This is a genomic window from Streptomyces sp. NBC_01803 (genome assembly GCF_035917415.1).
In the GTDB taxonomy this organism is placed as follows: domain Bacteria; phylum Actinomycetota; class Actinomycetes; order Streptomycetales; family Streptomycetaceae; genus Streptomyces.
The window spans coordinates 4,828,614-4,847,508 of the sequence record NZ_CP109073.1 but is presented as its reverse complement, the minus strand read 5'-3'; the positions used below and the strand labels follow the sequence as shown (position 1 = coordinate 4,847,508).

20 protein-coding genes and 1 riboswitch are annotated in these 18,895 nt (G+C 73.5%); of the genes, 12 read left to right on the top strand and 8 right to left on the bottom strand.

The features are described from left to right. Nucleotides 1–20: 20 nt before the first annotated feature. The 4 genes from metF to OIE51_RS22030 form a co-directional block, all read right to left on the bottom strand. Nucleotides 21–947, bottom strand: coding sequence for a methylenetetrahydrofolate reductase [NAD(P)H] (gene metF, locus OIE51_RS22045; protein ID WP_326599485.1), 927 nt, complete (start codon nucleotides 945–947; stop codon nucleotides 21–23). Between the two features lie 35 nt (nucleotides 948–982). Further along, a complete protein-coding gene (thiE, locus tag OIE51_RS22040; RefSeq protein WP_326599484.1) occupies nucleotides 983–1,624 on the bottom strand; it encodes a thiamine phosphate synthase in 642 nt (213 codons plus the stop codon). Between the two features lie 71 nt (nucleotides 1,625–1,695). Continuing rightward, nucleotides 1,696–2,061, bottom strand: a complete 366-nt coding sequence (locus OIE51_RS22035; protein WP_326599483.1) for an Rv2175c family DNA-binding protein — start codon at nucleotides 2,059–2,061, stop codon at nucleotides 1,696–1,698. 32 nt (nucleotides 2,062–2,093) lie between these two features. Then, a complete protein-coding gene (locus OIE51_RS22030; RefSeq protein WP_326600739.1) occupies nucleotides 2,094–3,350 on the bottom strand; it encodes an NAD(P)/FAD-dependent oxidoreductase in 1,257 nt (418 codons plus the stop codon). A gap of 83 nt (nucleotides 3,351–3,433) precedes the next feature. Next, a riboswitch (TPP riboswitch) is annotated at nucleotides 3,434–3,547 on the top strand. On the opposite strand from OIE51_RS22030, the gene thiO reads away from it, so the two are divergent. From thiO to OIE51_RS21995, 7 genes are all read left to right on the top strand, one after another. Next, on the top strand, nucleotides 3,538–4,713 hold the full coding sequence (gene thiO, locus OIE51_RS22025; protein ID WP_326599481.1) for a glycine oxidase ThiO: 1,176 nt from the start codon (nucleotides 3,538–3,540) through the stop codon (nucleotides 4,711–4,713). It overlaps the preceding riboswitch by 10 nt. Next, nucleotides 4,710–4,913, top strand: a complete 204-nt coding sequence (gene thiS, locus OIE51_RS22020; protein ID WP_326599480.1) for a sulfur carrier protein ThiS — start codon at nucleotides 4,710–4,712, stop codon at nucleotides 4,911–4,913. Before thiO ends, thiS begins: the two co-directional genes overlap by 4 nt. Nucleotide 4,914: 1 nt before the next feature. Further along, complete coding sequence (locus OIE51_RS22015; protein ID WP_326599479.1) at nucleotides 4,915–5,715, top strand: thiazole synthase; 801 nt, start codon at nucleotides 4,915–4,917, stop codon at nucleotides 5,713–5,715. Nucleotides 5,716–6,202: 487 nt separating this feature from the next. Continuing rightward, nucleotides 6,203–7,297, top strand: a complete 1,095-nt coding sequence (locus tag OIE51_RS22010) for a DUF4190 domain-containing protein (protein WP_326599478.1) — start codon at nucleotides 6,203–6,205, stop codon at nucleotides 7,295–7,297. Nucleotides 7,298–7,406: 109 nt separating this feature from the next. Further along, on the top strand, nucleotides 7,407–9,335 hold the full coding sequence (gene pknB / locus OIE51_RS22005) for a Stk1 family PASTA domain-containing Ser/Thr kinase (protein ID WP_326599477.1): 1,929 nt from the start codon (nucleotides 7,407–7,409) through the stop codon (nucleotides 9,333–9,335). A 278-nt stretch (nucleotides 9,336–9,613) separates the two neighbouring features. Beyond that, nucleotides 9,614–10,477 carry a transglycosylase SLT domain-containing protein gene (locus tag OIE51_RS22000; protein WP_326599476.1) on the top strand — a complete coding sequence of 288 codons (864 nt, stop codon included), beginning with the start codon at nucleotides 9,614–9,616 and terminating at the stop codon, nucleotides 10,475–10,477. A gap of 50 nt (nucleotides 10,478–10,527) precedes the next feature. Further along, a complete protein-coding gene (locus OIE51_RS21995; RefSeq protein WP_326599475.1) occupies nucleotides 10,528–11,415 on the top strand; it encodes a deoxyribonuclease IV in 888 nt (295 codons plus the stop codon). A 21-nt stretch (nucleotides 11,416–11,436) separates the two neighbouring features. On the opposite strand, the gene OIE51_RS21990 is transcribed toward OIE51_RS21995, so the two are convergent. Next, on the bottom strand, nucleotides 11,437–12,078 hold the full coding sequence (locus tag OIE51_RS21990) for a sulfite oxidase-like oxidoreductase (RefSeq protein WP_326599474.1): 642 nt from the start codon (nucleotides 12,076–12,078) through the stop codon (nucleotides 11,437–11,439). Between the two features lie 191 nt (nucleotides 12,079–12,269). On the opposite strand from OIE51_RS21990, the gene bfr reads away from it, so the two are divergent. Continuing rightward, nucleotides 12,270–12,776 carry a bacterioferritin gene (gene bfr, locus OIE51_RS21985; protein WP_326599472.1) on the top strand — a complete coding sequence of 169 codons (507 nt, stop codon included), beginning with the start codon at nucleotides 12,270–12,272 and terminating at the stop codon, nucleotides 12,774–12,776. Here bfr and OIE51_RS21980 read toward each other — a convergent pair. Together OIE51_RS21980 and OIE51_RS21975 are read right to left on the bottom strand one after the other, a co-directional pair. Beyond that, nucleotides 12,753–12,974 carry a (2Fe-2S)-binding protein gene (locus tag OIE51_RS21980; protein WP_326599470.1) on the bottom strand — a complete coding sequence of 74 codons (222 nt, stop codon included), beginning with the start codon at nucleotides 12,972–12,974 and terminating at the stop codon, nucleotides 12,753–12,755. The two genes, bfr and OIE51_RS21980, sit on opposite strands and share 24 nt — an antisense overlap. 127 nt (nucleotides 12,975–13,101) lie before the next feature. Then, complete coding sequence (locus tag OIE51_RS21975) at nucleotides 13,102–14,451, bottom strand: class II 3-deoxy-7-phosphoheptulonate synthase (protein ID WP_326599469.1); 1,350 nt, start codon at nucleotides 14,449–14,451, stop codon at nucleotides 13,102–13,104. Between OIE51_RS21975 and OIE51_RS27030 the strand changes: the two genes are divergently transcribed. Beyond that, on the top strand, nucleotides 14,424–14,597 hold the full coding sequence (locus OIE51_RS27030; protein WP_442811989.1) for a trp operon leader peptide: 174 nt from the start codon (nucleotides 14,424–14,426) through the stop codon (nucleotides 14,595–14,597). The genes OIE51_RS21975 and OIE51_RS27030 overlap by 28 nt on opposite strands. 103 nt (nucleotides 14,598–14,700) lie before the next feature. Next, nucleotides 14,701–16,623: an anthranilate synthase family protein gene (locus tag OIE51_RS21970; protein ID WP_326599468.1), complete on the top strand. Its 1,923-nt coding sequence runs from the start codon at nucleotides 14,701–14,703 to the stop codon at nucleotides 16,621–16,623. 82 nt (nucleotides 16,624–16,705) lie between these two features. Here the strand turns inward: OIE51_RS21970 and OIE51_RS21965 are convergent, their stop codons facing one another. Continuing rightward, on the bottom strand, nucleotides 16,706–17,416 hold the full coding sequence (locus tag OIE51_RS21965) for a lysophospholipid acyltransferase family protein (protein WP_326599467.1): 711 nt from the start codon (nucleotides 17,414–17,416) through the stop codon (nucleotides 16,706–16,708). 112 nt (nucleotides 17,417–17,528) lie between these two features. Here OIE51_RS21965 and OIE51_RS21960 point away from each other — a divergent pair, with 112 nt between their 5' ends. Then, on the top strand, nucleotides 17,529–18,302 hold the full coding sequence (locus OIE51_RS21960) for an alpha/beta hydrolase (protein ID WP_326599465.1): 774 nt from the start codon (nucleotides 17,529–17,531) through the stop codon (nucleotides 18,300–18,302). After that, on the top strand, nucleotides 18,283–18,756 hold the full coding sequence (locus OIE51_RS21955; RefSeq protein ID WP_442812072.1) for a hypothetical protein: 474 nt from the start codon (nucleotides 18,283–18,285) through the stop codon (nucleotides 18,754–18,756). The genes OIE51_RS21960 and OIE51_RS21955 overlap by 20 nt, the downstream gene beginning before the upstream one ends. Nucleotides 18,757–18,895: the final 139 nt, after the last annotated feature.

Here is an 18,895-nt window from a genome sequence, read left to right as displayed (position 1 = left end):
ACGCCCCTCTCCGCAACGGTCTAAGTGCGTTGGTGCAAGCCCAGGTTCCGATAGACGTCGAGCGTCGCCGTCGAGTGTGCCGACGTGTTCAGCGTGATGAAGTGCAGCCCTGGGATGTCTTCGTCCATCAACTCCGCGCACAACTCCGTGGCGAACTCGATCCCGACCGAGCGTACAGCCAACGGGTCGTCTTTGACCGCGAGGATGCGCCTTTCCAACTCAGGGGGAAACGTCGCGTTGCTGAGCTGTGTGAAGCGCTCGATCTGCCGCACGCTCGTGATCGGCATGACCTCGGGGATGATCGGCGTGTCACAACCCGCCGCCGCCACCCGGTCGCGCAACCGCAGGTAGTCCTCGGGGTAGAAGAACATCTGGGTGAGCGCGTAGTCCGCGCCCGCGCGGCACTTGGCGACGAAGTGCCGGATGTCGGTCTCCCAGTCCGTCGACCTGGGGTGCATCTCGGGGAAGGCCGCCACGCCGACGCAGAAGTCCCCCGACTCCTTGATGAGGCTGACCAGCTCGGCCGCGTACGTGACGCCCTCGGGGTGCCGCGCCCACTCGCCCATCGGGTCGCCCGGCGGGTCGCCGCGCAGCGCCAGCATGTTCCTGATGCCGGCGCCCGCGTACTGGCCGATGATGTTGCGCAGCTCGGCCACCGAATGGTTCACGGCGGTCAGGTGCGCGACGGGGGTGAGCGTCGTCTCGGTGGCGATCCGCTCGGTGGCGCGCACGGTCCGCTCCCGCGACGAGCCCCCGGCACCGTAGGTGACGGAGACGAACGTCGGCCCGGCGGCCTCGACCCTGCGGATCGCGTTCCACAGCGTGCGCTCGCCCTGCTCGGTCCTGGGTGGGGTGAACTCGAAGGAGAAGGAGCGCTCGCCGGCCGCGAGCAGCTCGCGCACCGTCTGTGCCCTTCCTATCATCGTGCTGGGAATCCCGAGAGCCATAACCGCAGGTTACCCATCCGGCACGATCAGGTCTCCTACCGTCCGGTCTGCGGACGCTCGCGCAGCCGCCGGGCCAGCCCTGCCGCCGCCGCGCCCGGGTCGTCGGCCTCCGTCAGCGCCCGCACGACCACCACCCGCCGGGCCCCGGCGTCGAGCACCTGGTCGAGGCTGCCCGCGTCGATGCCGCCGATGGCGAACCACGGACGCTCACCCGCCACCGAGGCGGCGTACCGCACCAGGGACAGCCCCGGCGCGGGCCGCCCCGGCTTGGTGGGGGTGGGCCAGCAGGGCCCGGTGCAGAAATAGTCCACGGCCGGGTCGGCGACAGCGGCGTCCACCTCGGCCTCGGCATGGGTGGAACGACCGATGAGCACCCCGCCGCCCAGGATGGCCCGGGCGGCGGGCACGGGCAGGTCGCCCTGGCCCAGGTGCAGCACGTCGGAGCGGGCGGCGTGGGCGATGTCGGCCCGGTCGTTGACCGCGAGGAGCCGGCCGTGCCGCCGACAGGCGTCGGCGAACACCTCCAGCCACTCCAGCTCCTCGGCGGCCTCCATCCCCTTGTCCCGCAGCTGCACGATGTCCACGCCGCCCGCCAGCACGGCGTCCAGGAACGCCGCCAGGTCGCCCTGCTTCTTCCTGGCGTCGGTGCACAGATAGAGCCGGGCGTCGGCGAGCATGCGTCTCCCCCATGTCGGTGCTGGTCAACGGTGGTGCGGGCCCGTCGGGTCCGCACCACCGCGCGGTCGGGTCACACGGCGAGCGCCTGGGCGCGACGCTTCACCTCGGTCCCGCGATTCTCCCGCAGAGCTTGGGCGGGTGTGCCGGGGAGGCTGTCATCGGGGGTGAACAGCCACTCCAGCATCTCCTGGTCGGTGAAGCCGTCGTCCCGCAGCAGGGTCAGGCAGCCGGTCAGGCCCTTGACGATCTTCTCGCCGTCGAGGAAGTCGGCGGGCACCTGGAGGACCCGGTTCTCCCCCCGGCGCACGGCGATGAGCTGGCCCTCCTTGACCAACTGCCGCACGCGGGTCACCTCGACGCCGAGCTGCTCGGCGATGTCGGGAAGGGTGAGCCAGTCGGGGACGAGAGCGTCGATCCTTGCATCAATCTCGGTCACGACTCCAGCGTGCCATCTCTCACCGACAGCCGTCAGCGGGCGGCGGCCTTCAGGGGGACGGACGGGTCGGCGGCCCGCTCCGGATCGAGCGCCGCGCCGCGTTCGATCAGGCGGCGGCCCTGCGTGAGGTCCCTGGGCCGGTCCACCGCCAGCACGGCGGTCGGCACCGCGGCCGACGCGCCCTCCGGCCCGTCGCCACCGCGCAGCCAGCACACCGTCCAGCCGTCCTCGCCGCCCGGCTCGCCGCGCCACAGCGGCCGGTCGCCGGGGCCGTGGTGCCCGGCGTACTGGACGTGGTGGCCGAACTGTTCGGACCAGAAGTACGGCACCGGGTCGTGGGCGGCGTCGGTCCGGCCGAGGATGCCGGCGGCGACGGTGCGCGGCCCGGTCAGGGCGTTGTCCCAGTGGTGGACGAGCAGCCGCCGCCCGTAGCGCGCCGAGGGGAACGAGGCGCAGTCGCCCACCGCGTACACGCCGGGGGCGTCGGTGCGCAGCCGTTCGTCCGCCCGGAGGGAGCCGTCGGGGGCGAGGCCGATGCCGGAGCCCGCCAGCCAGCCGGTCGCCGGGCGGGAGCCGATGCCGACGAGGACGGCGTCGGCGCCGAGCACGGTGCCGTCCGCCAGCTCGACCTCGCCGTCGCGGACGGCGGTGACGGCCTGCCCGGTGCGCAGCTCGGCGCCCGCGTCGGCGTACCAGCGCCGCATGGGCTCGGTGACCTCGCCGGGCAGCACGCCGGGCAGCGGGTGGTGGCCGGCCTCCACGACGGTGACCCGGCAGCCGGCCGCGCGCGCGGCGGTGGCGGCCTCGGCGCCGATCCAGCCGGCGCCGACCGCGACCACGCTGCCGCGCGCGTCAAGGACGGGCTTCAGGCGGCGCGCGTCGTCCAGGGTGCGCAGCAGGTGCACGCCGGGCACGGACGCGGTGCCGGGCAGCGTGACCGGCTCGGCGCCGGTGGCCAGCACGAGGTGGTCGTAGGGCAGCGGCCCGGCAGCGGTGTCCAGCAGCCGGTCGGCGGTGCGCACGCCGGTCGCGGCGCGGCCGAGCAGCAGCTCGACGCCGAGCGCGGCGAAGTCCACGTCGAGCGGGGCCTCTTCGGCCTTGCCGAGCAGCAGCTCCTTGGACAGCGGCGGCCGGTCGTAGGGCCGGTGCGGCTCGGCGCCGACGAGGGTGATCGCGCCCGCCCAGCCCTGTTCCCTGAGCTCGGCTGCGGTCCGCACCCCGGCCAGTCCGGCTCCGGCGACGACCACGCGCCCCGACTGCCCGCCCCGCTGTTCCGTCACGTCCGTCACGTCCGTCACGCCGTCCAGCCTACGGGGCGGGCAGCCAGGGACTTTCCGGCGCGGCGGGGGCCCGTACTAGGCTGAGCCGGCGGTAAGGCACCCACGGGAGCCCGGACGCACCGGGCTGAGAGGGAGGCTGGCCGGCCTCCGACCGTACGAACCTGATCCGGGTCATTCCGGCGAAGGGAGGAGTCGCGTGACCTCATGCGAGGTGGCGGTTTGTGATGTGGCGGTCGTCGGCGGCGGCGTCATCGGGCTGGTAACGGCCTGGCGGGCGGCGCGGCGCGGGCTGCGGGTCGCCGTCGTCGATCCGCGTCCGGGCGGCGGGGCGGCGCGGGTGGCCGCCGGGATGCTGGCGGCCGTGACCGAACTGCACCATGGCGAGGAGGCGTTGCTCGACCTCAATCTGGCGTCCGCCGCGCGTTATCCGGACTTCGCGGCCGAGCTCGCGGAGGCGGCCGGCGCCGGGATCGGATACCGGGCGTGCGGCACGCTGGCCGTCGCGCTCGACGCCGACGACCGGGCGCTGCTGCGGGATCTGCACCAGCTCCAGCGGCGCTGCGGGCTGGACACGCAGTGGCTGACGGGCCGGGAGTGCCGGAAGCTGGAGCCGATGCTCGCGCCCGGCATCCGGGGCGGGCTGCGCGTGGACGGCGACCACCAGACCGATCCCCGACTGCTCACGGCCGCGCTGCTGACCGCCTGCGAGCGCGCGGGAGTCGTCTTCCACCGGTGCGAGGCACGGGAGTTGACGCTGTCCGCGACGGGGGAACGGGCCACCGGGGTGACGCTGGACGACGGAACGGCGCTGGCCGCCGGGCAGACGGTGCTGGCCGGTGGCTCCCGCAGCGCCGACCTGGCCGGGCTGCCGCCGGAAGTCGCGGTGCCGGTACGGCCGGTGAAGGGCCAGATCCTGCGGCTGCGCGTCCTCCCCGGGCCGACGCCGTTCCTCTCCCGCACGGTGCGGGCCGTGGTGCGCGGCGGGCACGTCTACCTGGTGCCGCGCCTCAGCGGCGAGCTGGTCGTCGGGGCGACCTCGGAGGAGCGGGGCTGGGACACGACGGTGACGGCCGGCGGCGTGTACGAACTGCTGCGGGACGCCCATGAGTTGGTCCCCGGCATCACGGAGCTGCCGCTCGTGGAGACGCGCGCCGGACTGCGCCCCACCACCCCGGACAACGCGCCGCTGCTCGGCCCGACCGAGCTGCCCGGCCTGCACCTGGCCACCGGGCACCACCGCAACGGCGTGCTGCTCGCCCCGATCACCGGTGAGGCGCTGGCCGAGTGCCTGGTCTCGGGCGAACTGCCGGACTACGCCCGCCCGTTCCACGCGCGACGCTTCTCCCGCGCCGTCCGGGAGGTGCCCGCGTGACCACCGTATCGGTCAACGGCGAGCCCCGCGAGATCCCGGTGGGCACCACGCTGGACCGGCTGGTCGCGGGCCTCACCCCGGCCCCGGGCGGGATCGCCGCCGCCGTCAACGAGACCGTGGTCCCGCGCGGCCGGTGGCCGGTCACCGCGCTGACCGACGGTGACCGCGTCGAGGTGCTGACCGCCGTACAGGGAGGCTGAGATGGACGACGAACCACTGACGCTGGGCGGCCTGCGGCTGACCTCGCGCCTGATCATGGGCACCGGCGGCGCGCCCAGCCTGGAGGTGCTGCGCGGCGCGCTGGCGGCCTCGGGCACGGAGCTGACGACGGTGGCGATGCGCCGCCTCGACCCCGGGGTGCGCGGCTCGGTGCTGTCCGTGCTGACGGAGCTGGGCATCCGCCCGCTGCCCAACACGGCGGGCTGCTACACGGCGGGCGAGGCGGTGCTGACGGCGCGGCTGGCGCGGGAGGCACTGGGCACGGACCTGATCAAGCTGGAGGTCATCGCCGACGAGCGCACCCTGCTGCCCGATCCGGTGGCCACGCTGGACGCCGCCGAGACGCTGGTGGACGACGGCTTCACGGTCCTGCCGTACACGAACGACGACCCCGTGCTGGCGCGGCGACTGGAGGACGCGGGCTGCGCGGCGATCATGCCGCTGGGCTCCCCCATCGGCTCCGGCCTCGGCATCCGCAACCCGCACAACTTCCAGCTCATCGTGGAACGCGCGTCGGTCCCCGTGATCCTGGACGCGGGCGCGGGCACCGCGTCGGACGCGGCGGTGGCGATGGAGCTGGGTTGCGCGGGCGTGATGCTGGCCTCGGCGGTGACGCGCGCCCAGCGCCCGGTGCTGATGGCCGAGGCGATGCGTCACGCCGTGACGGCGGGCCGCCTGGCCCACTTGGCGGGCAGGATCCCCCGCCGCCACTTCGCGGAGGCGTCCTCGCCGACGACGGGCCTGGCGGCGCTCGATCCGGAACGTCCGGCCTTCTCGCACTGATATACGATCCACGCTTGTCGTCGGGGGGACTAGACCTATGGGGGGAACCGTGAGCACACCGCAGGATCCACCCCCGGATCCGGCCCCGGAACCGCCCACCCCGCCGACGGACCAGGAGCACGCCCCGGAGCGGAGCTGGGCACCACCCGGCACCACCTCCCCCGAAACGACACCGCCCGCCCCGGGCGCCGGGCCCTCGCCCGCGCCGGATCCGTGGGCCGGTCCCGGGCCTCGGGCCCACGACACCGCCGCCCCGGCGGCACCGGACGCCTCCGCGCGAGGCTGGGCCGCACGCGGACCCGCGACCACCGGCCACGGTCACCCCACACCCCCACCCGACCCATGGACCACGCCCGCGGCACCGGACGCCTCCGCGCGAGGCTGGGCCGCACGCGGACCCGCGACCACCGGCCACGGTCACCCCACACCCCCACCCGACCCATGGACCACGCCCGGGCCTCAGACCCAGGGCTGGGGCGCCCAGCAGGTGCCGTCGGCCGCGCCGTCGTACGGCTATCCGCTGGGCTGGGCGGTGCCGCCGCGGGTCGAGTTCAGCGGGATGGCGATCACCGCGTTCGTCCTGTCGCTGTTCGTCTTCCCCGCCGGTCTCGCCCTCGGCATCCTCGCCCTGGCCCGGCTCGGCGTCCGGCACCAGCGCGGGAAGGGGCTCGCCATCGCGGCCGTGGTCATCGCCTCGGCGCAGATCGTGGCGCTGTCCGTCATCGTCCCGGTCGTCGTCCACACCGCCGAGGACGACAGCGGCGACAGCGGCGACGGCGAGCACAGCGACGACGCGCTGCCCGACGACCGTCCCCAGGACCCCGGTCCCGAGGCCGTCGAGATCGACGTCTTCGACATCAGGGTCGGCGACTGCTTCGACTCCGGCGTCGGCCTGGAGGGCTTCGGCGGCGGCGCCCAGGAGATGACGGTCACCCGGCTGCCCTGCGACAGCCCGCACGAGGCCGAGGCGTACGGTCTCGCGCACGTGGAGGGCTACGACGCCTTCCCCGGCGAGGAGGAGCTGCGCGAGATCTCCATCCGCGAGTGCGACGAGCTGCTCCAGGACTACATCCTGGACACCTGGACGCTGCCCTACGAGGTCTTCCCCTATTACTACTACCCGGTGGCCGAGAGCTGGCAGTTCGGCGACCGGGAGATCCTGTGCTTCCTCGGCCACGACGAGGGCCCGGAGCTGACGGAGACCCTGCGCGGCGACGCGGGCGCCCTGGGGCCCGAGCAGTCGCGGTACCTGGAGATCACCACGCCGCTGGAGCTGTCCATCTGGGACGAGCCGGGGACCGGCGAGCGGCTCTCCGAGCGCCGCGAGTGGGCCGCGGACATGGTCGGGGACATCGAGCGGGAGATCACGGAGCTGTCGGCGGGGAGCTGGTCCGGCGAGGTCGCGGAGCTCGTCCCGAGCCTGGTCGAGGCGCGCGAGCTCAGCCTGCGCCACTGGCGGGCGGCGAGGGACGCCGCGGACGTGGCCGCGTTCGAGGAGGCGGTCGACTCCGGCTACACCCTGCTCGGTGTCGACTGGGAGATCGCCATCCGTGAGTCGCTCGGCCTGACCACCGGCGGGTGAGGGCCGACCGGGCACGGGTGCCGGATTCCGTCACCGTTCGGCTGCAGTCCCGCCCCCGGCCGATCCGGGGCGGCCGGGGGCCGTCGCGTTCCTCGTACACTCGTGTGCCGTGGACGCCACCCTTCACGACCCGCTGATCGGGCACGTTGTCGACGGCCGCTACCGGGTCGAGGAGCGGATCGCCGTGGGCGGCATGGCGACGGTCTACCGGGCACTGGACACCCGTCTCGACCGGGTGCTCGCGCTGAAGGTGATGCATCCCGCGCTGGCGGCGGACGCCGCGTTCGTCGAACGGTTCATCCGCGAGGCCAAGTCGGCGGCCCGGCTGGGCCACCCGAACATCGTCGGCGTCCTGGACCAGGGCACCGACGGCCCCTACGTGTACCTCGCCATGGAGTACGTCGCCGGCTGCACCCTGCGGGACGTGCTCCGCGAGCGCGGCGCGCTGTCGCCCCGGGCGGCCCTGGACATCCTGGAGCCGATGCTCGCCGGGCTCGCCGCCGCGCACCTGGCGGGGCTGATCCACCGCGACATCAAGCCGGAGAACGTCCTGATCGGCGACGACGGCCGGGTGAAGGTCGCGGACTTCGGCCTGGTGCGCGGCGTGGACACGCACACCTCGGCCACCACCGGCTCACTGCTCGGCACCGTCTCCTACCTGGCGCCCGAGCAGATCGACGGCCGCGCCGTGGACGCCCGCACCGACGTGTACGCCTGCGGCGTGCTGCTGTACGAGACGCTGACGGGCGCGAAGCCGCACACCGGGGACTCCCCGGCCCGCGTGCTGTACGCGCACGTGAACGAGGACGTGCCACTGCCCTCGCTCGCCGTGCCGGAGCTGGCGGCCGAGCTGGACGGTCTGGTGGCGCGGGCCGCCGCGCGCGAGCCGATGCGCCGCCCGGCCGACGCCGCCGGGCTGTGGTCGCTGACGCGAGCGGTACGCGCCGCGCTGACCGACGGGCAGCTCGACATCGTGCCGCCCGCCCGCGCCGCCGCGACCGCCGGGCAGGCGGCCGTGGGCCCCGAGGACCGCACGAGCGTGGTGCCGCGCCCGCCGGACGTGGCCGCGCACCGCTCCGACGGCGTGAACGTCACCGCCCGCATCGAGCTGCCACCGCTGCCCCCGCCTCCCCTCCCCCCGGCGCCCGCGCGCGGTCGGCGGCTGCCGCGCCCCCGACCGGTACCGCTGATCATCGCGGTGCTGGTACTGCTCCTGGGCGGCGTGGGGATCTGGTACATCAACTCGGGCCAGTTCCTCCGCACCCCCGGCGTGTACGACCTGCCGCGGGCCGAGGCCGAGCGGGCGCTGCGGGACGCCGGGCTGCGCGTGCGGGTCGAGGAGGACTTCTCCGAGACGGTGGAGCCGGGCCACGTGATCTCGACCGACCCCGGGCGCGGCGAGCGGATCAGGAAGAACGCGACCGTCACCATCACGGTCTCCCAGGGCCCCGAGGTGACGGAGGTGCCCAACGTCCGTGGGCTGCCGCTGGAGGACGCCCAGCGGGAGCTGGAGGAGGCCGGGCTGAGCCCCGGCGACGAGAGCTGGCGGTACTCCACGGAGGTGCCGCGCGGCTCGGTGATCGAGACCGATCCGCCCGCGGGCGAGGAACGGCGGCCGAACCAGGCCGTCGACCTGGCCGTCAGCAGGGGCCGGGAGATCACCGTGCCGGACGTCACCGGTTTCGGCGAGGCCGCGGCGACCAGGGCGCTGGAGGCCCTGGGCCTGGAGGTGGAGGTCGAGTCCGAGCGCGTGTACGCCGAGGAGGAGGCGGGCACCGTCGCGGAGCAGTCCCTCCGGGCCGGGGAGAGCACCGGCGAGGGGGACACGATCCGGCTGACGCTCTCCAAGGGGCCGGAGATGATCGTGGTGCCCGACGTCCGCGGCATGGACGAGGGCGAGGCACGCGACGTCCTGGAGGCGGCGGGCTTCGAGGTGGACGTGAACCGGCTGTTCTTCACCGGCGAGGTGTTCAACCAGTCCGTACACAGCGGGGACAGCGCCCCGCGCGGCTCCACGATCACCATCTGGGTCCGCTGACGGCACCGGATCCGACCGCACCGTCGATTCCTTGTTTTCGCCGTCGCGAATCATCGACATTCTGTGAGCCCCGCCACAGGACCAAAGTCACTTACGAGGGCGGATAGTGCCGCCGCCGCTCCCTTTTCCGCCCCACGCGGCGGGGGAAAAGCGGCCTTTCCTTCTTCTCGCTCATCCGCCGGGCACTAGGCGCGGTAGTACCGGAGGTCTTTGCATTCGGTTTCGGAGTGCTGTTACCAAGGCCACCGAACCCCGCGCGAGAACAGAGGTCGCCCCGAATGCCCGCTCTTCGCAGCTTCCCCAAGCCCCGCACGTCCCGCATGCGCAGTACCGCCACCGCCGCGCTCGCCTCGGCGGGTGTGGCGGCCCTGGCCCTCACCGTCGTCCCGGCCGCCGCCGACTCCGGGCAGCCCGCGGCCGGCGCCCGGACCGACCGGGCCGTCTCCTTCGATCTGAAGGCCGCCGACATACCGGGCCAGCGTCCGGCGTCCGACGGCAACGCCCTGCGGACCGCCGAGCGCGCCGCGAACGCCACCGAGGTCGGATCCGTGCTGGCCGGCGCCGCCGAGCGGCAGCACACCGACGCCGCCCGCCGGGCCGGCGCCGACGCGGACGCAGCGCGCGAGGCCGCCGAGGCCGCGCACGAGGCCGAGCGGGCCGCCGACCGCGACGCCGAGCGCGCGGAGTCCTCGGTCACCGAGGTCGCCGAGGTCGCCGAGGTCGCCGAGGCCACCACCGAGCCGCCCGCCGCCGAACCCGCCGCCGAACCAGCCGCCGAACCCGCCGCCGAGCCCGCCGCCGAGCCCGCCGCCCCGGTCTACACCGACGACCTCGACGGCTGGATTCGCGAGGCGCTGGACGTCATGGCGGCGAACGGAATTCCGGGCACCTACGACGGCCTGCACCGGAACATCATGCGGGAATCGAGCGGCGACCCGAAAGCGATCAATCTCTGGGACATCAACGCGATCAACGGCACCCCGTCGATCGGTCTGCTCCAGGTGATCCAGCCCACGTTCGACGCCTATTACGTCGAGGGCACGCCGTACGACATTTACGACCCGGTCGCCAACCTCGTCGCCGCCGCGAATTACGCGGCCGACCGCTACGGCTCGATCGACAACGTCTTCGGCGCGTACTGAGCCGCGCCCGGACGAAGCGAGCCGATCGCGCCGGCTGGCATTCTGGACGGGTGAGCGTTTCCCCACCGCGGCGGCCCCGCCCCCGCGACCGCAATCCCATCGGCGGCCATGTCCCCGTAGCCGGGGGCCTGGCCGCCATCGGCGTTCCCTACGCCCGCGTGATGGGCGCCGAGGCCCTCCAGGTCTTCGTCGCCAATCCGCGCGGCTGGGCCACCCCGGCCGGGGACCCGCGCCAGGACGAGCTCTTCCGCGCCGCGTGCGCCGTCGAGGACCTGCCCGCGTACGTGCACGCGCCGTATCTGATCAACCTGGGGTCGGACAACGAGAACACCGCCCGGCTCTCCGTCGTCTCGCTCCGCCACTCGCTGCGCCGCGCCCGCGCGATCGGAGCGCGCGGCGTCGTCGTCCACACCGGTGCCGCGACCGGCGGCCGGAGCCGGGGAACGGCGCTGGCCCAGGTGCGGGAGCTGCTGCTGCCGCTGCTGGACGAGCTGACCGACGACGACCCTCCGCTGCTGCTGGAGCCCACGGCGGGCCAGGGTGCCTCGCTCTGCTCGCGCGTCGAGGACCTCGGACCGTATCTGGCGGCGCTCGACGGGCACCCAAGCCTGGGGATCTGCCTGGACACCTGCCACGCCTTCGCCGCCGGTCACGACCTCGCGGCGCCCGGCGGCGCCAAGGCGCTGCTGGACGAGCTGGTGGAGGTCGCCGGGCCCGGCCGGCTGCGGCTGATCCACGCCAATGACTCCAAGGACGTGGCGGGCGCCCACAAGGACCGGCACGAGAACGTCGGCGCCGGGCACATCGGCGCGGAGCCGTTCGCGGACCTGCTCCGGCACCCGGCGACGGCGGGCGTTCCGCTGATCATCGAGACCCCCGGCAGGGCGGCGGGACACGCCGCCGACGTGGCGCGGCTCAAGGAGCTGCGCGACGGCTGAGCCCGTCGCCGGCGCCCCGGATCACAGCTCGGGGCCGTCGCCCGGCTCCTCCTGGTAGGAGTACCGCTGCTCGCCCCACGGGTCGCCCACGTTGTGATAGCCGCGCTCCTCCCAGAAGCCGCGGCGGTCGGCCGTCATGTACTCCACGCCGCGCACCCACTTCGGGCCCTTCCAGGCATACAGGTGCGGCACCACCAGGCGCAGCGGGAAGCCGTGCTCGGCCGTCAGCAGCTCGCCCGCCCGGTGGGTGGCGAAGAGGGTGCGCCCGTCGGTGAAGTCCGCGAGCCGCAGATTGGCGCTGTAGCCGTACTCGGCCCACACCATCACATGGGTGACACCGGGCGCGGGCGGGGCCAGCGACATGACCGTGGCCGCGCGCACACCGCCCCATTCGACGTCCAGCATGCTGAACTTGGTCACGCAGTGCAGATCCCCGACAACCGTCTCGTACGGCAGCGCGGCGAACTCCTCGTGGGTCCAGCAGTGCTTGTCGCCATCCGCCGTCGCCCCGAAGACGCGGAACTCCCAGCGCTCGGCGCGGAACTTGGGGACCGGGCCGTAGTGCGTCACCGGCCAGCCACGCTGCGGGCGCTGGCCCGGCGGAAGCCGGTCGTCCCCGCGCCGCTGGGGCGCCTCCCCCGCGCGGCTGTCCGGCTGACCCATGACTCCATGGTGACAGACCCCCCGGACGCGCTCGCACCGCCACCCCGCCACCCCCGGAGCCGCCCCCCGGAAAACCCCGGCAATCTCCCGGAATCAGGGCGATTCGGTAAGCCTTCACTTACTGGACGCGCCGCCTCCGCGATGCCAGGATGCGCGGACAACGCCCCCGCCCAGGGAAGGAGCGCGCCGCCATGCAGGGCGACCCCGAAGTCATCGAGTTCCTGAACGAACAGCTCACGGCCGAACTGACCGCGATCAACCAGTACTTCCTGCACGCGAAGATGCAGGAGAACTTCGGCTGGACGAGACTGGCCAAGTACACCCGCGACGAGTCGTTCGACGAGATGCGGCACGCGGAGGTGCTCACCGACCGGATCCTCTTCCTGGAGGGGCTGCCGAACTACCAGCGGCTCTTCCACGTCCGGGTCGGGCAGACGGTCACCGAGATGTTCCAGGCGGACCGGCAGATCGAGGTCGAGGCCATCGACCGCCTGCGGCGCGGCGTGGAGGTGATGCGGGCCAAGGGCGACGTCACCTCGGCCAAGATCTTCGAGGCGATCCTCGCGGACGAGGAGCACCACATCGACTACCTGGACACCCAGCTGGAGCTCGTCGCGAAGCTGGGCGAGCCGCTCTACATCGCGCAGCAGATCGAGCAGCCCAGCGGGGACGGCTCAGATCACGGCGGAGACGGCTGAGACCGCCGGTACGGCGGCGTCCGCGCGGTCCCGCGCGACGGCGCCACGGCCCAGCAGCCCCTGGATGCGGCGCACGCAGGAACCGCAGTCCGTGCCGGCCTTGCACTCGGAGGCGATCTGCCGCGGGGTGCAAGCCCCGGCCGCGGCGTGGTCACGCACCTGCTGCTCCGTGATCCCGAAGCACGAGCAGACGAACACGCTTCACCCTCCGATGGCTTACTGAGGCATGCCTTACCTTACCCCGCCCCGGAGAGAACGGAACAGTGCCCCGGAATGTGGCTCGGACCACGTTCCGGGGCACCGCACCATCGGGTTCCGCGTCAGCTCAGGACCGGTACATCTCCGCCACCAGGAACGCCAGGTCCAGCGACTGGCTGCGGTTGAGCCGCGGGTCGCAGGCCGTCTCGTACCGCTGGTGCAGGTCGTCGACGAAGATCTCGTCGCCGCCGCCCACGCACTCCGTCACGTCGTCGCCGGTCAGCTCCACGTGGATGCCGCCCGGGTGCGTGCCCAGGCCCTTGTGCACCTCGAAGAAGCCCTTGACCTCGTCCAGCACGTCGTCGAAGCGCCGCGTCTTGTGGCCGGAGGCGGCCTCGAAGGTGTTGCCGTGCATCGGGTCGCAGACCCAGGCCACCTGCGCCCCGGCCGCGGTCACCTTCTCGATCAGGGCGGGCAGCCGGTCACGGACGCGGTCCGCGCCCATCCGCGTGATGAACGTCAGCCGGCCCGGCTCGCGCTCGGGGTCGAGGCGGTCGATCAGCGCGAGCGCCTCCTCCGCCGTGGTCGTCGGGCCGAGCTTGACGCCGATCGGGTTGCGGATCGAGGCGGCGAAGGCGACGTGCGCGCCGTCGAGCTGCCGGGTCCGCTCACCGATCCACACCATGTGGCCCGACACGTCGTACAGCGCGCCGCTGCGCGAGTCGACGCGCGTCAGCGCGCCCTCGTAGTCCAGCAGCAGCGCCTCGTGCGAGGCGTAGAACTCCACCGAGTGGAATTCGGCCGGATCCGCTCCACACGCCTTCATGAAGTTGAGCGCGCTGTCGATCTCCCGGGCCAGCGCCTCGTATCGCTGCCCCGACGCCGAGTTCCGCACGAAGTCCTGGTTCCAGGCGTGCACCTGGCGCAGGTCCGCGTAGCCGCCGGTGGTGAAGCCGCGCACCAGGTTCAGCGTGGAGGCCGAGGTGTGGTACATCCGGCGCAGCCGCTCCGGGTCGGGCCTCCGGGCCGCGGCGGTGAAGTCCGCGCCGTTGACCGAGTCGCCCCGGTAGGACGGCAGGGTGACGCCGTCCCGGGTCTCGATCGGCTTCGAACGGGGCTTGGAGTACTGTCCGGCGATCCGGCCGACCTTCACGACCGGCACCGCCGCCGCGTACGTGAGCACCGCGCTCATCTGCAGCAGCGTCTTCAGCTTGGCCCGGATCTGGTCCGCGCCGACCTGGTCGAACGCCTCGGCGCAGTCCCCGCCCTGCAGCAGGAACGCCTCGCCCCGGGCGACGGCCCCCAGCCGGGCGCGCAGCGCGTCGCACTCGCCGGCGAAGACGAGCGGCGGATAGGTCTCAAGGTCCGCGATCACACCGCGCAGAGCGTCGAGGTCCGGGTAATCGGGCTGCTGCGCCGCGGGGAGGTCTCGCCAGGAGGTGGCGATCGATGTGCTGCTGTCAGCGTTCACGGTCACGCCGACCAGATTACGTGGTACGGCTCGCAGCACTACCCCGCCGATCAGGGAATGAGACACCGCCGGACGGGTGCGATATGGTGCGCCCCATGATCGCGCAGCAGACCAGGAACTGGTGGTGGACCGCTCACTCGGCGGCCCACTGACTGCGCGTTCCACCAAGCGATCGACGCGAAGGCCGCCCGAGGGGCGGCCTTCGGCGCGTCGCGCGGGCTGTCCCTCCCTCCGACCAGGAAGGGACCCCCGCCCATGACACAGCCCCCGAAGACCCCCGAGCCCGCCGGACCGGCGGACGCCGCGATCCGCCGGCTCGTGACGAACGACACGCCGTTCGCCCTCCTCCGCCGTCGCACGCCCGGCCGCGATCACGGCCTGGTCGAGGTGCTGACCGGCCCGGTGGTGGAGCTCGAACGGCTCGCGGACATCCCCGACCACGACGGCGCGCTGGCCCTGGTGCCGTTCCGGCAGATCGCGGAGCGCGGCTTCGCGGCGGCCGACGACGGCACCCCGCTCGCGGTGCTGCTGCCCGACGAGATCCGCGAACTGCCGCTGGCCGACGTGCTCGCCGCGCTCCCCCGGCATCCGGTCGCGGTGCGCGACGGCGCGTTCGACGTGTCCGACGAGGCGTACGAACGGATCGTCGCCGACGTGGTGCGGGACGAGATCGGCGCCGGCCAGGGCGCCAACTTCGTGATCCGGCGCACCTTCACCGGCCGGATCGACGGCTTCGGCCGCGCGGACGCGCTCGCTCTCTTCCGCCGCCTGCTGGCCGCCGAGCGCGGCGCCTACTGGACGTTCGTCGTGCACACCGGGCGGCGGGTGCTGGTCGGCGCGAGCCCCGAGGCGCATGTGCGGATGAGCGGCGGGACGGTCGTGATGAACCCCATCAGCGGCACCTACCGCTATCCCGAGCGGGGCCCGGACGTGGCCGGGCTGCTGGCGTTCCTCGGCGACCGCAAGGAGACCGAGGAGCTGTCCATGGTCGTGGACGAGGAGCTGAAGATGATGTGCGCCGTGGGCGACCAGGGCGGCGTGGTCGTCGGGCCCCGGCTGCGCGAGATGGCGCACCTGGCGCACACCGAGTACGAGCTGCGGGGGCGCGGCACGCTCGATGTGCGGGAGGTGCTGCGCGAGACGATGTTCGCCGCCACGGTGACCGGCAGTCCGGTGGAGAACGCCTGCCGGGTGATCAGCCGCCACGAGCGCGGCGGGCGCGGCTACTACGCGGGCGCGCTGGCGCTGCTGGGCCACGACGCGGGGGGCGCCCGGACGCTGGACTCCCCGATCCTGATCCGCACCGCCGACATCGACGCGGCGGACGGCACGCTGCGCGTCCCGGTCGGGGCGACGCTGGTGCGGGCCTCGGACCCGGCGAGCGAGGTCGCCGAGACCCACGCCAAGGCGGCGGCCGTGCTGGCCGCGCTCGGCGTACGGCCCGGCGTGGCCCCCGCCGCGCGCACCGGCCCCCGGCTCGCGGACGACCCCCGGGTGCGGGCGGCGCTGGCGGAGCGCCGGTCGGGGCTGGCGCCGTTCTGGCTGCGGCTGCGGGAGCCCGTCCGGGCGGGCGGCGGTGCGGGCGAGGTGCTGGTGGTGGACGGCGAGGACACGTTCACCTCGATGCTCGCCCACCTGCTGCGGTCCACCGGCGCCCGGGTGGAGGTGGCGCGGTACGACGTGCCGGGCCTGCGGGAACGCGCTCTGGCCCACCCGGGCCCGGTGGTCATCGGCCCGGGACCGGGCGATCCGGGCGACGCCGCGGATCCGAAGATGCGGCTGCTGCGCGCGCTGACGGCGGATCTACTGGCGGGCCACGCGCACCCGGTGGTCGGCGTCTGCCTCGGCCACGAGCTGATCGCGGCGGAGCTGGGCCTGCCCGTGGTCCGCAAGGCACGGCCGTACCAGGGCGCCCAGGAACGGATCGACTTCCTCGGCCGCCCGGAGACGGTGGGCTTCTACAACTCGTACGCGGCCCGCTGCGACCCGGCGACGGCCGCCGCCCTGTCCGGCCGGGACATCGCGGTGAGCCGCGACCCGGCGACGGACGAAGTCCACGCCCTGCGCGGCCCCGCGTTCACGAGCGTCCAGTTCCACCCCGAATCGGTCCTGACCCTGAACGGCCCGAGGATCGTGAAGGACCTGCTGACCCCCCACGCGGCCCCGTCCCCCCGCTGAACGGCCCCCGCCCGCCCTCACCTTCCGGGGGCGGGCGGGAACAACCGATCGACCGGACGCGCGGCGCGGCCCGTGGGCCGGCTCATTCGGGCCGCGCGCGGTTCTTCGCCTCTTCCGCCAGCCGCCGCTTCGCCGCCGTCGCGTAGATGTCGACGTACTCCTGGCCGGACAGCCGCATGATCGCGTACATCACCTCGTCCGTCAGCGAGCGCAGGATGAAGCGGTCGCCCTCCATCCCCTGGTACCGGCTGAAGTCCAGCGGCTCGCCGATCCTGATGCCGGGGCGCATCAGCTTCGGCACGACCTTGCCCGGCGGCTGGATCTTCTCCGTGTCGATCATCGCCACCGGGATCACCGGCGCCCCCGTGGCCAGGGCCACCCGGGCCAGGCCGCCCGACTTGCCCCGGTACAGCCGGCCGTCCGGGGATCGCGTGCCCTCCGGGTAGATGCCGAACAGCTCGCCGCGCTCCAGCACCGCGATCGCGCTACGGACCGCCGCCTCGCCCGCGCCGCGCGCGCCCGAACGGTCGACCGGCAGCTGCCCGACTCCCTTGAAGAACGCGGCCGTCAGCTTTCCTTTGACGCCGGGCGAGGTGAAGTACTCGGCCTTGGCGATGAACGTGACCTTCCGGTCCAGCACCGCGGGCAGGAAGAAGGAGTCGGAGAACGACAGATGGTTGCTCGCGAGGATCGCGGGTCCCTCGGCCGGCACGTGCTCCAGGCCCTCGACCCACGGCCGGAAAGCGAGCTTCAGCCCGGCCCCCACGGAGACCTTCATCGCGCCGTACAGCACCGCGCCACCTCCCGTGTTCTCCCGCCGACCCTACTGGGCATCCGGGCATGGCGCGCCCACGAGCCACGCGCGTAGGGTGACAAGCGCGCCCACCATCGACGGAGGAGAGCCGATGCGACAGCTTCTTCCCGGGGCCGAGCCCTTCACACACGACGGTTCACCGACAGGCGTTCTCCTCTGTCACGGTTTCACCGGCTCCCCTCAGTCCCTCCGCCCCTGGGCCGAGCACCTCGCCGCCCAGGGCCTCACCGTGTCGCTGCCGCTCCTGCCGGGCCACGGCACGCGCTGGGAGGACCTGCAACGCACCGGCTGGCAGGACTGGTACGCCACCGTCGACCGGGAGGTGCGCGAGCTGTCGCTGCGCTGCGAACGGGTCTTCGTGTGCGGCATGTCCATGGGCGGCGCCCTGGCGCTGCGGCTCGCCGCCCGGCACGGGGCAGCCGTCAGCGGGCTCGGGCTGGTCAATCCGGCGATCACATTTCCACGGCTCCAGGGCTACGCGCTGCCGGTGGTCCGGCATCTGGTGCCCAGCACGCGGGGGCTGATCTCCGACATCGCCAAGGAGGGCGTCCAGGAGTCGGGGTACGAGCGGGTTCCGCTGCACGCCGCGTACTCCGTACGCGCCCTTTTCGCGCTGGTGCGGGGCGAACTGGCCCAGGTGACACAGCCGTTGCTGCTGATGCGCAGCCGGGTGGACCATATCGTGCCGCCCACCGACTCGGCGGCCGTGCTGGCGTCGGTGTCCTCGGCCGATGTGACCGAGCGGGTCCTCGAATCGAGCTATCACGTGGCCACCCTGGACCACGACGCGGAGCGTATCTTTCAGGAGACGGACGCCTTCATCACCCGCCTCGCGACAAGGAAGACTGCCCGTGACGGAACGTGACCAGGAGCGCGGCGACGGCCGCGATCCGATCGACGAGGAAGCCGCCTGGGCCGAGATCGTCGCCGGATACGGCGAGGAGCCCGCCGATCCGCCGGGCGTCTGGCCGCTGGGCGTGCCGTCGACCACCGACGAGCCGCCCGGCCGCCCGGCCGACGAGCCGCCGCCCGAGGGTCCCCGCGACTGGGAGGCGGAGGACGAGGACGAGGGGCACTTCGTCCCGCCGGAGCCGCCGCCGCTGCCGGCGGCGGACCTCGCCGCGAAGCTGGCCTGGATCGCGGTCCTCGGCGGACCGCTGCTGCTGATCGTGACCGTGCTGCTGCAACGGCAGATGACCTGGTGGATCGTCACCCTGGGTGTGGGCGGCTTTCTCGGCGGCTTCGCCACGCTGGTGACGCGGATGCGGGACGGCCGCGACGACGACTGGGCCGATCCGGGCAGCGGCGCCGTCGTCTGAGAGCCGTCCCGCAAACCGCCGGCCCCATTCCTTGACCCCGCCTCAGCGATCAACGCGACCCGACGCGCACAGGTTGTCGGTTGACGGCGGAAGCCGCGCGTGGCGGCAAGACGGGCGTCGGCAGGACGGGCCGAGAGCA

What these genes read in the sequence shown, in the direction of transcription:
- bfr (WP_326599472.1), top strand. Translation starts at nt 12,270, where the DNA reads ATGCAGGGCGACCCCGAAGTCATCGAGTTCCTGAACGAACAGCTCACG.
- OIE51_RS27030 (WP_442811989.1), top strand. Translation starts at nt 14,424, where the DNA reads ATGTGCTGCTGTCAGCGTTCACGGTCACGCCGACCAGATTACGTGGTA.
- OIE51_RS22000 (WP_326599476.1), top strand. Translation starts at nt 9,614, where the DNA reads ATGCCCGCTCTTCGCAGCTTCCCCAAGCCCCGCACGTCCCGCATGCGC.
- OIE51_RS21970 (WP_326599468.1), top strand. Translation starts at nt 14,701, where the DNA reads ATGACACAGCCCCCGAAGACCCCCGAGCCCGCCGGACCGGCGGACGCC.
- OIE51_RS22015 (WP_326599479.1), top strand. Translation starts at nt 4,915, where the DNA reads ATGGACGACGAACCACTGACGCTGGGCGGCCTGCGGCTGACCTCGCGC.
- thiE (WP_326599484.1), bottom strand. Translation starts at nt 1,624, where the DNA reads ATGCTCGCCGACGCCCGGCTCTATCTGTGCACCGACGCCAGGAAGAAG.
- OIE51_RS21990 (WP_326599474.1), bottom strand. Translation starts at nt 12,078, where the DNA reads ATGGGTCAGCCGGACAGCCGCGCGGGGGAGGCGCCCCAGCGGCGCGGG.
- metF (WP_326599485.1), bottom strand. Translation starts at nt 947, where the DNA reads ATGGCTCTCGGGATTCCCAGCACGATGATAGGAAGGGCACAGACGGTG.
- OIE51_RS21960 (WP_326599465.1), top strand. Translation starts at nt 17,529, where the DNA reads ATGCGACAGCTTCTTCCCGGGGCCGAGCCCTTCACACACGACGGTTCA.